General features: G+C 70.1%; 10 protein-coding genes. 8 read left to right on the forward strand and 2 right to left on the reverse strand.

What is annotated here, in order from left to right; translation table 11 throughout:
• Positions 1–43: 43 nt before the first annotated feature.
• The 8 genes from VF092_30715 to VF092_30750 all read left to right on the forward strand — a co-directional run bounded on the left by VF092_30715 (position 44) and on the right by VF092_30750 (position 8,177).
• Positions 44–1,000, forward strand: coding sequence for an aspartate carbamoyltransferase catalytic subunit (locus tag VF092_30715; protein ID HEX6751706.1), 957 nt, complete (start codon positions 44–46; stop codon positions 998–1,000).
• The gene (locus VF092_30720) at positions 997–2,292 is read left to right on the forward strand and encodes a dihydroorotase (GenBank protein HEX6751707.1); all 1,296 of its coding nucleotides are present in this window, start codon (positions 997–999) and stop codon (positions 2,290–2,292) included. Before VF092_30715 ends, VF092_30720 begins: the two co-directional genes overlap by 4 nt.
• Positions 2,289–3,383 carry an HD domain-containing protein gene (locus VF092_30725; protein ID HEX6751708.1) on the forward strand — a complete coding sequence of 365 codons (1,095 nt, stop codon included), beginning with the start codon at positions 2,289–2,291 and terminating at the stop codon, positions 3,381–3,383. Before VF092_30720 ends, VF092_30725 begins: the two co-directional genes overlap by 4 nt.
• Positions 3,384–3,415: 32 nt before the next feature.
• Positions 3,416–4,705 (forward strand): hypothetical protein, encoded by a 1,290-nt coding sequence (locus VF092_30730; GenBank protein ID HEX6751709.1) that lies wholly within the window; start codon positions 3,416–3,418, stop codon positions 4,703–4,705.
• A 208-nt stretch (positions 4,706–4,913) separates the two neighbouring features.
• Complete coding sequence (locus VF092_30735; protein ID HEX6751710.1) at positions 4,914–5,915, forward strand: D-alanine--D-alanine ligase; 1,002 nt, start codon at positions 4,914–4,916, stop codon at positions 5,913–5,915.
• A 76-nt stretch (positions 5,916–5,991) separates the two neighbouring features.
• Positions 5,992–6,888, forward strand: a complete 897-nt coding sequence (locus VF092_30740; protein ID HEX6751711.1) for a rhomboid family intramembrane serine protease — start codon at positions 5,992–5,994, stop codon at positions 6,886–6,888.
• A gap of 46 nt (positions 6,889–6,934) precedes the next feature.
• Entirely contained in the window at positions 6,935–7,675 is a 741-nt protein-coding gene (locus tag VF092_30745) for a hypothetical protein (GenBank protein ID HEX6751712.1), read from the forward strand.
• A 148-nt stretch (positions 7,676–7,823) separates the two neighbouring features.
• Entirely contained in the window at positions 7,824–8,177 is a 354-nt protein-coding gene (locus VF092_30750) for a DUF4377 domain-containing protein (GenBank protein HEX6751713.1), read from the forward strand.
• 81 nt (positions 8,178–8,258) lie between these two features.
• On the opposite strand, the gene ligD is transcribed toward VF092_30750, so the two are convergent.
• Positions 8,259–10,958: a DNA ligase D gene (gene ligD, locus VF092_30755; GenBank protein ID HEX6751714.1), complete on the reverse strand. Its 2,700-nt coding sequence runs from the start codon at positions 10,956–10,958 to the stop codon at positions 8,259–8,261.
• Positions 10,959–10,971: 13 nt separating this feature from the next.
• Entirely contained in the window at positions 10,972–11,910 is a 939-nt protein-coding gene (locus VF092_30760) for a Ku protein (protein ID HEX6751715.1), read from the reverse strand.
• Positions 11,911–12,313: the final 403 nt, after the last annotated feature.

A 12,313-nucleotide genomic window follows, 5' to 3' on the forward strand; every position in this document is an offset into this window, starting at 1 on the left:
TCGACGGCGAGGATGCCGTCATCATCACCCGTGGGGGCGGTGCGTGAGCGCTGCTCCCACGTCGTTCCTCGGGAAGGACCTGCTCGCGCTCGAGCCGCTGACGGCCGAGCAGATCCGGCTCATTCTCGACACGGCGGAGCCGCTCAAGGAGATCAGCGAGCGGCAGATCAAGAAGGTCCCGACACTGCGCGGCAAGACGGTCGTCAACCTGTTCTTCGAGGCCTCGACGCGCACGCGCATCTCGTTCGAGTTCGCCGAGAAGCGCATGAGCGCCGACACGGTGAGCATCGCCGCCTCGGGCTCGAGCGTGCAGAAGGGCGAGACGCTGGTCGACACCGCGCGCAACCTCGAGGCGATGCGGATCGACATGGTGGTGATCCGCCACGCCTCCAGCGGTGCCGCGCGCTTCCTGGCCGAGCGCATCGAGTCCAGCGTGATCAACGCGGGCGACGGCAAGCACGAGCACCCCACGCAGGGCCTCCTCGACCTCCTCACCATCCGCGACCACCGGGGGACGATCGAGGGGCTGAAGGTGTGCATCTGCGGCGACGTGCTGCACTCGCGGGTGGCCCGCTCCAACATCCACGGGCTGAAGCGGCTGGGCGCGGAGGTCGGCGTCTGCGGGCCGCTGACGCTGATGCCGGCGGACGTCGACGCGCTGGGCGTGCGCTGGTTCAACCGCATCGAGGCGGCCATCGAGTGGGCGGACGTGCTGAACGTCCTGCGCCTGCAGCTGGAGCGGATGAAGGGCGGCTTCATCCCCAGCCTCCGCGAGTACAACCGCGTCTTCGGCGTCACCCGCGCGCGGGTGGAGGCCAAGCAGGGCGACCTCCTCATCCTCCACCCCGGCCCGATGAACCGCGGGGTGGAGATCGACAGCGACGTGGCCGACGGGCCGCATTCCGTCATCCTCCAGCAGGTGACCAACGGCGTGGCCGTGCGCATGGCCGTCCTCTACCTCCTGGCCGGCGGCCCCGCCCCCGAGGGAGGCGACGCGTGAGCCGGGTGCTGATCCGCGGCGGCCGCGTGGTCGATCCGTCGCAGGGGATGGACGCCGTCGCCGACGTGCTGATCGCGGACGGCCGCGTCGCCCGCGTGGGGGAGGGGATCGACGCGCCGGAGGGGACGGAGACGGTCGACGCGTCCGGCCTGGTCGTCGCGCCGGGGCTGATCGACGTGCACGTCCATCTCCGCGAGCCGGGCGGGGAGCACAAGGAGACAATCGCGACGGGGGCGCGGGCGGCGGCGGCGGGCGGCTTCACCGCCGTGGTGGCGATGCCGAACACCGATCCGCCGATCGACTCCATCGCCCTCGTGGGCTACGTGAAGGCGGCGGGATTGCGGGCGGGCGGGGCGCGCGTCTTCCCCAGCGGCTGCATCACGCTCGGCCAGAAGGGTGAGCAGCTGACGGAGATCGGCGAGCTGGTCTCCGCCGGCGCCGTATGCGTGACGGACGACGGGCGGCCGGTGATGAACGCCGGGCTGCTGCGGATGGCGCTGGAGTACGCGCAGAGCTTCGACCTTCCCGTGGCCGTGCACGAGGAGGAACTGACGCTCTCGCGCGGCGGGACGATGAACGAGGGGATCATCGCCACGCGGCTGGGGCTGACGGGCATCCCCAACGCGGCCGAGGACGTAATGATCGCCCGCGACCTGATGCTGGCGGAGCTCACCGGCGGCCGGCTGCACATCCAGCACGTGGCGACCCGGACGGGCGTGGAGCTGATCCGCGCGGCGAAGGCGAAGGGCGTGCGCGTGACCGCGGAGGGGAGTCCCCACCACTTCACGCTGACGGACGAGGCGGTGGAGTGGTACAACACCAACGCCAAGATGAACCCGCCGCTGCGCTCCGCCGCCGACCGCGACGCGGTGCGCGCCGGCGTGGCCGACGGGACGCTGGACGTGATCGCCACCGACCACGCGCCGCACCATTACGACGAGAAGGAGCAGGCGTTCGAGGACGCGCCCAACGGCATCGTCGGCCTGGAGACGGCGGTAGGCCTGGCCTACACCGAGCTGGTGGCGACGGGGCTGATCGACCTTCCCACGCTGGTGGAGCGGATGAGCTGCGCCCCCGCGCGGTCGATGAACCTCGACAGGATCGGCCTCGGCTCGCTCCGCCCCGGCTCGGCGGGGGACGTGACCATCCTCGACCCCATGGCGGAGTGGACGGTCGATCCCGCGCGGTTCGTCTCCCTCTCGAAGAACACGCCGTTCGGCGGCCGGAAGCTCCGCTGCCGCGCGGTGCGCACCCTCATCGGCGGGCAGACCGCCTGGCAGTACAACGCATGAGCGTGATCCCCCTTCCCTCGATCTCCCACCGCCCCGACCCGCGCGCGTACTGCGGCGGCGCGTGGCCACAGGTGCGCGAGCTGGCCGACGGCCGCGATGTGACCGCCTGCTTCCTGGTGCTGGACAAGCAGCGCAAGGAGACCAAGGCCGCGAAGCCGTATCTCCATCTCGTGCTTGGAGATCGGACGGGCTCGATCGACGCCAAGGTGTGGGACGACGCCGCGAGGTTCGACGCGCTCTTCGCCGCCGAGGACGTGATCGGCGTGCGCGGGCGGACGTCGACGTACAACGGCCGCGTCGAGCTCACCGTCACCGCCATCCAGCCGGTGCAGATCGGCGACGACGACCTGGAGCTCTTCGTCCCCGCGTCTCCCCGCGATCGCAACGTGATGGCGAAGGAGCTGGACCTGCTCGTCGACACCGTCGCCGACCCCGCGCTCCGTCTTCTCCTGCAGCGGATGACGGGGCGGAAGACGACCACGGGGAAGCAGTACCGTCTCCACCCCGCCGCGAAGCGGAACCACCACGCGTACCTGGGCGGGCTGCTGGAGCACTCGCTCTCGGTCGCGAAGGCGGCGGACGCGCTCTGCGCGCACTACGGGCGGCAGGGCGCGCGGGTGGACCGCGACCTGCTGGTGACGGCCGCGCTGCTGCACGACGTCGGCAAGGTGAGGGAGCTGAGCGCCGGGCGGTCGATCGCCTACACCGACGAGGGCCATCTCCTGGGCCACATCCTCATCGGCCTGCAGATGGTCACGCGCGAGGCGGAGCAGATCCCGGGGATCGACCCGCACCGGCTTCTCCATCTCCAGCACCTGATCGCCAGCCACCAGGGGCGCCACGAGTGGGCCAGCCCCAAGGTGCCGCAGACGCTGGAGGCGCTGATCCTCCACTATGCGGACGACCTGGACAGCAAGATGAACCCGGCCATGGCCCTCCTGAACGAGGTGGGGGAGGGGGGATGGTCGGCGTACGACCGCCACCTGGACCGCTCGCTCTTCCAGCCGCCCGCGTTCCCGCAGAACGCGGAGGTGGAGGCGGTGCCCGCGGCCGAGGTGGTGGAGGTGGTTCTCGACATGTTCCGCGGGTGACCGCGTTGACGCGCCGACAGGGAAGGACCGAGATGACGACTCCGAACCACGCGGGCGAAGGCGTGCACGACCTGGTGGCCCAGCGCGAGCAGCTGCGCGCCTGGATCGCGAAGCTCGACGAGGTGCAGACCGGCGCGCCCAGCCGCGTGGCCGAGCGCGTCCGCGCCGACTACCAGGACCGGCTGCGGCGGGTGACCGAGGAGCTGGCCAGTCACGCCGAGGAGGTGCAGCGCAGCCTGGAGGAGATGCGCGGCGAGCTGCAGCAGGCCGAGGAGCGCCGCGCGCAGGCGGTGGACGCGCTGGAGGAGACGCGGCTGCGCCACCTGATCGGCGAGCTCGACGAGCCGGCGTGGGACCAGCAGCGCGCGCCGCTGGAGCAGGACGTCTCCGCCGCCGATGAGAATGTGGCCCGCACGCGCGGCGAGGTGGAGCGCCTCTCCGTCCTCTCCGCGGAGATCGGCGGCGGCGCGTCGGCCGAGGCGGCAGAGGCGGTAGAGCCGGAGCCGGAGCCCGCGGACGACTTCGCCGCGGACGAGGAAGAGGCCGAGCCGCTCCCCGTCTTCGCCTACGCGCCCGAGGACGAGGACACGGGCGGCGAACCCGCTCCGCCCGCGGCTGAGGAAGAGGCGCCGGCGTTCGGCGACGAGCCGCAGGCCGCGGCCGCGTCTCCGCCCGAGGAGCAGGACGCCGGTCCGATCTCCGGCGAGGAGCTGGCGGCGTGGATCAGCGAGGTCGAGGCCGAGGTGCCGTCGGAGGAGATGCCGCCGGAGGACGCAACCGCCGAGGCTCCGCCCGCCGCGCCGCGGCAGGAGGCGGAGGGGTGGGACCCGTTCGCCAACGAGTTCGGCGGCTCGCCGGCCAACCCGACTACGCAGCCGGGCGACGCGGCGCAGGACCTCCCCTGGCTGGACTCGATCGACGGCGGCGCGGCGGGGAAGTGGGCCGCGCCCGCCGAGGAGGCGCCGGCCGACGACCTGGCCTTCCTCGACCAGTTGGAGCCCGCCGCCCCCGCGGCCGAGGAGCCCGCGGGAAGCGACCTGGCCGCGGACGACCTGGCCTTCCTGGAGGAGCTGGACCGCGCCATCAGCGGCGGCAGCCAGCGCCCGGCGCAGCAGGCCCAGCCGCAGGCCGGCGGGCGCGCGGAGCCGACCAGCTTCGGGCAGGACCTGACCGGCGGCTCCGGCGGCGGCATCAGCCCCGACGCATCCGCCGAGACCACGCAGGAGCAGCGCAAGCGCGGCGAGGCGCTGCTGTGCAAGGAGTGCGGGGCCATCAACGAGCCCCAGGCCTGGTACTGCGAGATCTGCGGCAGCGAGCTGTAGAAGGAATTCTCACGCGGAGGCGCGGAGACGCGGAGGTGCTCGCCACGGGCCTCCGCGTCTCCGCGTCTCCGCGTGAGAAACAGCGATGCTCCGCCTGCGACTGGCGTACGGGGACGCCGCTGGTGAGATTTCCCGCGTACGCTTCGTGCGTGGGCGAGACACCGCGATGCAGGGCTGACGACACACCGGTGAGGGGATGGGGACGAGGATGAAGATCGCGGTGCTGATGGGGGGCACGAGCGCCGAGCGCGAGGTGTCGCTGGCGTCGGGGCAGGGGATCGTGAAGGCGCTGCGCGGGCGCGGCCACGAGGTGTGGACGGTGGACACCGCGCGCGGCTACGTGCCGCCCGAGCGCGAGGCCGACCTCCTTCCCGAGGGCGTTCACGCCGCGCCGCCCGGCGAGCTCGAGGGCGCGCTGGACCCCATCCAGCTCTCCGAGATCGAGCAGATCCGCGGCGCCGACGTGGCCTTCCTGGCGCTGCACGGCGGGGCGGGGGAAGACGGCACCATCCAGGCGCTGCTCGACCTGATGGGCGTGCGCTACACCGGCTCCGGCCCGCTCGGCTCCGGCATCGCCATGGACAAGGACGTCTCCAAGCGCCTGTTCCGCGACGCGCAGGTGCCCACGCTGCCGTGGCGCGTGGCCCGGGCGCCGGAGTTCAGGTACGATCCCGACACCATCGAGGACCTGATCGGCTTCCCCTGCATCGTCAAGCCGTCCAAGCAGGGCTCCAGCGTGGGCATCACCGTGGTCACCGAGATCGGCCAGCTGGCGCCGGCGGTGGAGGAGGCGAAGAAGTTCGACACCGAGGTGATGATCGAGCGCTACGCCAAGGGGCGCGAGCTGACCGTCGGCATCCTGGGCGACCAGGCGCTGCCGCCGGTGGAGATCCGGCCCAAGAAGGGGATCTACGACTACCACAGCAAGTACACGCCGGGGATGACGGAGTACTTCTGCCCCGCGCCGCTGGAGGAGGAGGTCGTGGCCCTGATGCAGGCGTACGCGCTGCGGGCCTTCCGCGTGCTGAAGCTGCGGGGATACGCGCGCATCGACTTCATCCTGGCCCGCGAGCAGCTGTTCTGCCTGGAGGCCAACACCCTGCCGGGGATGACGGCCACCAGCCTGCTCCCCAAGGCCGCCGCCGCGGCCGGGATCGACTATCCCGAGCTGTGCGAGCGCATCGTGCAGCAGGCGATGGGGCCGGGGTGAGGGCGGACCGGAGCCGCCCCACCGGTGTACGGTAGGCCGTCCGCCGAACCCGCGAGAATCCACCCGTTCGAGACACATGCCGTACCGGGACAGCTACGCCGCGGACCCCACTGCGTTCGGCCCGCGGCTCACCCCCTGGGTCACCCGCCTGCTCATCGCGATCACCGCGGTGTTCCTGGGGCTGTTCATCGCCGACGACCTGCTGCGCCTGGGGCTGACCGAGTGGGTGGTCTGGGTGCCGCGGAACGTGCTGCGCCAGCCGTGGTCGGCGCTCACCTTCCCGCTCGTCCACCGCGAGATCCTGGGCACGCTCTTCACGCTGCTCACGCTCTACTTCTTCGGCGGCGCGCTCGAGACGCACTGGGGCGGGCGCGGCTTCCTGCGCTTCTGCGCGGTGTCGGCGGCGGGCGGGCTGGTGCTGTCGCTGATCCTGTGGGCGGTGCAGCCGGGGATGGGCGCCATGCCGCTGCTGGGCTTCACCGGCGCCATCTACGGGATGCTGCTGGCGTTCGCGGTGCTGTGGCCGGAGATGGAGATCAACATCTGGGGGATCATCCCGGTCAAGGCCAAGTGGCTGGCGCTGTTCTCGGCGGTGATCGGGTTCATCATCTCGGTGCAGAGCGGGGGATTCGGGCTGGCGCACCTGGGCGCGTTCGGCACGGCCTACCTGTATCTCCGCAGCCCGTGGGCGCCGCGCGCCTGGGGCGACCTGCCGCCGCGCCGCACGCCCGCGCGCAAGCCGCAGCGCGCGGTGGTGCCGTGGGCGGGGAAGAAGGAGGCGCCCGCGCAGACGCCCGCCGCCCCGCGCCCCGCGGCCGCCGCCGGTGCGCGCCGCGGCGCCCACGCCGAGAAGGAACTGCTCGACGACGTGGACCGCATCCTCGACAAGATCAGCGCCGAAGGCCTCTCCTCGCTCACCGAGGACGAGCGCAAGCGCCTGGACGAGGTCAGCCGCCGCTACCGGACGAACTGATTGACGGGACAGATGGGGGCTGCCCAACAAGCCCCCCGTTGGGCCCATGCGTCCGACGAATGTGACCTTGCCGCAGCTTCTTTATGGTTCCCTCGCTGTACTCCACTTCTTCCTCTCTTGGATGCATCCGACCATGGAAAAAATCTACAAAACAGTGCTTGCCGTCGTTGCCGTCGCCGCGATTGCGTTCATCGTCTGGTATACGCTGCGGCAGCCGATCGCATACTTGGGGCGGGGAATCTCGCCGTTGGAACCGCTCGTTCCACGGAATGCCACTGCCCTCTATTCTTCGGCGCTGGAAAGTTACTACCAGTACCGCGCCAACGCGGGCCGATGGAGCGCCGTGTACTTCGGGTGCACGTTCGGCGCGGCGCTGTTCAGCGCGGCGGCCGGAGTGATCCTGAAGCTCGACAGCCTCAGCAAGCGCGAAACGCTCCGGAAGGACCTGGCGGCCAGCCTCGCGGCGGCGGCGGCGCTGCTGATCACGCTGTCGACCACGGGGAACTTCGAGGCCAAGTGGCGCGCCAACCGCTTGGCGGCCAGCAGCATGGAATCGGTGATCTACCGTATCGCGAAGCCCGACACCGGCCGCGCGAAGATCCTTGATGACATGGCGGAGATCCACCGACGGCTCAACGAAAGCGTGGCCAGCGGGCAGGTCGTCACCATGCGGACCGATTCGGCCACGCGGGGAACGACGCAGACACCGGCGACGGGCGGCACTCCTGCTCCGCCCGCCGCTCCCGCCGCCCCACCCCCGGCGCCGCCCGCGCCGGTGAGGCCCTGACCGGGGCCAACCTGTGCGTATTCCTGCATCTGTGGGGAGTTTTCCGCGCTCTCACGGCAGCAGCGCGAGGGGCGTCACGAGCGGCGCCCCTCAAACGTTTGTTGGCCGTCCCGCGCCGGAGACATCTCCACCCACGCGATCGCGATCCATGCCCCGATTCCGTCCGCTGCTCGTCGCGCTGTTCCTTCTCGCCGCATCGGTGGTGTCGGCGTGCTCGGTCATCTCCGGGTCCGATGAACGCACCATCACCATGCAGGTCGGGCCCGTGCAGGTAGACTGCCAGGGAGAGGGGCAGCAAAAGTGCCTGATCGTGAAGGAGAACGGCGCGGCGGAGTGGACCTACTTCTACGGTCAGATCGAGGGCTTCACGTGGCAGCCGGGCTACGTGTACACGCTCGTCGTAGCCGTCCGGGAGATCGACAATCCGCCGGCCGACGGCTCGTCCCGCGCCTACCGGCTGGTGAAGGTGGTGGAGAAGACGCCCGTGACCTTCATCCCCTGAATTCGAACCAGCGGCAAGCACGACGGCCCGCATCCCTCCCGGATGCGGGCCGTCCACTTTCTCGCTGTCCCCTGTCCCTGGCTACATCCCCACGGCCGCCTTCATCTGCTTCGTGATGGTCTGGCGCGTCTTGTAGAAGTCCTCCCACGGGTCGCGGGTGAGCTTCTTCAGGCGCTCGATCACCGCCGCGGGGGTGAAGGCCTCGGAGCGGATCTTCGGCGACAGCTCCTCCCACGACAGCGGGACGGAGACGGGGCAGGTGCGCTTGGCCCGCGCGGAGAACGCGGAGACGGCGGTGGCGCCGCGCGCGTTGCGCAGGTAGTCCAGGAAGATCTTTCCCTTGCGCTTCGACAGCGTGCTCTTGGTGATGTACTCGCCCGGCGCGCGGCCGGCCACCTCGCGGCAGAACAGGCGCGTGAACTCCTTCACCTCCTCCCACGTGTGCCGCCGCGCCAACGGGACGACGACGTGCAGCCCCTTGCCGCCCGTGGTCTTGCACCAGCTCTCCAGCCCCATCTCGCCCAGCTGGTCGCGCACGGAGAAGGCGGAGCGCACCACCCGCTCCCACGCCACGTCCTCCGCCGGATCCAGGTCGAGGATGAAGAGGTCGGGGCGGTCGACGTTGTCGTTCTTCGATCCCCACACGTGCAGCTCCAGCACGCCCATCTGCACCATCGACACGAGGCCCGCGACCGAGTCTACGTAGGTGTAGACGTCCTCCTCGCCCGTGTTCTCGGTCACGTCCACGCGGCCGACCGGCCTGGGGAAGTTGTCGTCCGCGTGCTTCTGGTAGAAGCAGGGCTTCCCGGCGCCTTCCGGACAGCGGACCAGCGTCAGCGGGCGGTCGGCGCAGTAGGGGAGCATCCAGTCGTCGCCGATCTCCTCGTAGTAGCGCGCCAGCTCCAGCTTGGTGACGCCGACGTCCGGAAACAGCACCTTGTCGGGATTGGAGATGCGCACGCCGGCGACCTCCGCCTCCGGCCCCTTCCGCCCGCGCGAGCGGCTGCGCGTGCTGGGCGGCCGCTCCAGCAGCCCGCGGTTGCGCAGGGGGCGGGGATACTCCTCGCGCTCCTCGGAAACCTCTGAGGGCGGGGCGGGGGAGTCCTTCGCGGCCTTCGCCACGGGCTGCTCTTCCTCGCGCACCACGTCGCGGGGGGACTTGTCCTCGCGCAGCCCCTGGAAGGTGGGGTGGCGCAGGATCCCTTCCTCCGTCCACTCGGTGAAGGCCACCTCGCCCACCAGCTGCGGCTTCACCCAGTGCACATCGCGCGGCTTGCGCTTGCCGTAGTTGGCGAAGGGCGTGGTCTCCGCCGCCAGCTTCTTCAGCCGGCGGTGGAGGTCGCGCAGCGTCTCCTCGTTGAAGCCCGTGCCCACGCGGCCGGCGTGGATCAGCTCGCCGTCGCGGTAGAAGCCCAGGATCAGCGAGCCGAAGCCCGAGCGCGAGCCCTTGGGGTCGGTCCAGCCGCCGATCACGAACTCCTGACGCTTCTGGCACTTCACCTTCAGCCAGTCCTTCGCGCGCTTCGACAGGTAGCGGCTGTCGGCGCGCTTGGAGATGATCCCCTCCAGCCCCATCCGGCACGCCTGCGCGTGAAAGGCCTTGCCGCTCCCCGTGACATGGTCGCTGTAGCGCAGCGGCCCGTCCGCCGCGCCGCCCAGCAGCGCCCGCAGCGCCTCCTTGCGCGCGGAGAGGGGAACGCCGCGCAGGTCGATGCCGTCCAGATAGAGGAGATCAAAGGCATAGAAGACCAGCTCGTCCTGCCGCCCGTTGTTGAGCACGTTCTGCAGCATCTGGAAGCTGGTGGTGCCGTTGGGTGCCACGATCACCACCTCGCCGTCCAGGATCGCCTGCCTGGCGGGGAGCGTCTTCAGCGGGGCCACCAGGCCGAAGAAGCGGTCCGTCCAGTCGTTCGCCTTGCGCGTCACCAGCCGCACGCGGCCGCCGTCGATGAACGCCAGGATGCGGTAGCCGTCGAACTTGATCTCGTGCAGCCAGTCTTCGCCCGGGGGGACGTCGTCCACCAGCGTGGCCAGCTCGGGAAGCAACTCCTTCGGCATCGCCGCCTTGCGCGCGCCGGGCACGGTGGGGGCGGGGGATGCGGGCGCCTTCGCGCGCGCGGTCTTCCCGGTGACCTTCGCCTTCACCTTCGCGGCCACCTCGGCGAAGGGGCGCGACTTCGTGGGGGGGCGATTGGAGCGCCAGGTGGCGTCCGCGTCCGCGGCGATCTCCTCGATGGAGCGTCCAGTTTTGACGGAGAGCGCCTCGTCCTCCGTCACCTTGCCGGCGCTTTCGGGCTTCGCGAAGTCGTCGTCGTCCTTGAAGAGCAGCCACTGCTCCTTCTCGCCCTCCTCGCCGCGGCGCGAGCGGACCAGGTGCCAGATGCCGCGCAGCTTCTCGCCGTCGAGCCGGAACTTGAGGTGGCCCTTGCGATATCCCTTGTGCGCGTCGTCCACCGCCTCCCAGCGGCCGGCGTCCCAGAGCATCACCGTGCCGCCCCCGTACTCGCCCTTGGGGATGATCCCCTCGAAGTCGCCGTACTCGACCGGGTGATCCTCGACGTGGACGGCCAGGCGCTTGACGGTGGGGTCGTACGAGGGGCCCTTGGGAACGGCCCAGCTCTTCAGCACCCCGTCGAGCTCCAGGCGGAAGTCGTAGTGCAGGTGGCTGGCGGCGTGCTTCTGCACCACGAACGCCAGCGAGGGGCCCGAGTCGTGCTCGCGCCCCCGTGGCTCCGCGGTCTTGCTGAAGTCGCGCTTGCGGTGGTACTCGCCGAGTCCCATCGCGCGCCCCGCCTCAGGCCGTCTTGCGCGTGCGCGTCCGCGGCTTGGCGGGCTGCGCGCTCTTGGGCTTGGCCGCCTTGGCGCCCTTGGTCGACGACTTCTTCCGCGGCTTCTCCTCTTCTTCCTCCTCCTCGTCCGCGGCGTCGCGGCCGCGCTGGGTGGCCTCGACCGACTTCTTCAGCAGCGCCATGATGTCGATCACGTCGCCGCGCGGCGCCACCTCCTCCACCGGCGTCTCGTCGAGCACCTCGGTCTGTCCGCTTTCGATCTTCTTGCGGATCAGCGACATCAGGTCGTCGCGATAGGTGTCGTGGTACTTCGACGGGTCCCACTCGGCCGTCATCCCGTCGATCAGCATCTCGGCCATCTTGACCTCGCGGTCGGTCACGCCCATGTCGTCCAGCTCGCCGCGCGGAACGTCGAGCTCGTCGGTGCCGCGGATCTCGTGCGGATAGCGCAGGATCTCCAGCACCAGCACGTCGCCGTGGGGGACGACGGCCGACAGGTACTCGCGCGAGCGGATGACCACCTTGGCGATGCCGACCTTCCCGGCGCGCTTGAGCGCCTCGCGGAGCAGGGCGTAGGCCTTGGTGTTCTTCTTGGTGGTGGGCGCCAGGTAGTACGGCTTGTCGAAGTACTCGGGATCGATGTCGTCGAGGTCCACGAAGTCGGTGATGTCGACGGTCTGCGTCTTCTCGGGGTTGGCGCGGCGCAGGTCTTCGTCGCTGATCAGGACGTAGCGGTCGTCCTCGTACTCGTAGCCCTTGACGATGTCCTCGAGCTCGACCTCCTTGCCGGTCTCCTTGTTGTACTTCTTGTAGCCGACCGGGGCCAGGTTCTTCTTGTCGAGCTGCCTGAAGCTGATCTCGTCGCGCGTCTCGGCGCTGAACAGGCCGACGGGGATGCTGACGAGGCCGAAGCTGATGCTGCCTTTCCAGATCGCGCGTGCCATCCGTGGCTCCTTGGTAGCGTAGTCCGCCCCTAAGGTGCAACCGACGCGCCAGTTCGTATAATAAGCGTTATGTAAACTTTAATTGAGGAAAGCTGTGGGAAACCGGGATCGTTCTCCACGAGACGGCTCCCCCGCTGGGTTTCGAGGGCAGATCGATCACGGCGTGGACGGCGGCGGCCAGGTCGCAGCTCGGATGCGTGGAGAGATGATCACGCGCCGGAAGAAAGATGAAACGATGCGACTGAAGTCGCGGCTACACCACACGAAGTCCGCCTTCGCGGACTACCGGCATCCGCTCGACCGCGATTCCGGTGCGCGCGAGCGGGATCTGTGCGGCGCCACCTTATATGTGGCGCCTGCCCCATTGATTGCCGTTGCCCTGGAACCTTCGCCGAGGACGCGC

This window comes from Longimicrobium sp., from assembly GCA_036377595.1.
In the GTDB taxonomy this organism is placed as follows: domain Bacteria; phylum Gemmatimonadota; class Gemmatimonadetes; order Longimicrobiales; family Longimicrobiaceae; genus Longimicrobium.

Coding starts and splice junctions, on each gene's coding strand:
- VF092_30735 (HEX6751710.1), top strand. CDS start 4,914: ATGAAGATCGCGGTGCTGATGGGGGGCACGAGCGCCGAGCGCGAGGTG.
- VF092_30760 (HEX6751715.1), bottom strand. CDS start 11,910: ATGGCACGCGCGATCTGGAAAGGCAGCATCAGCTTCGGCCTCGTCAGC.
- VF092_30730 (HEX6751709.1), top strand. CDS start 3,416: ATGACGACTCCGAACCACGCGGGCGAAGGCGTGCACGACCTGGTGGCC.
- VF092_30740 (HEX6751711.1), top strand. CDS start 5,992: ATGCCGTACCGGGACAGCTACGCCGCGGACCCCACTGCGTTCGGCCCG.
- VF092_30725 (HEX6751708.1), top strand. CDS start 2,289: ATGAGCGTGATCCCCCTTCCCTCGATCTCCCACCGCCCCGACCCGCGC.
- VF092_30750 (HEX6751713.1), top strand. CDS start 7,824: ATGCCCCGATTCCGTCCGCTGCTCGTCGCGCTGTTCCTTCTCGCCGCA.
- VF092_30745 (HEX6751712.1), top strand. CDS start 6,935: ATGCGTCCGACGAATGTGACCTTGCCGCAGCTTCTTTATGGTTCCCTC.
- ligD (HEX6751714.1), bottom strand. CDS start 10,958: ATGGGACTCGGCGAGTACCACCGCAAGCGCGACTTCAGCAAGACCGCG.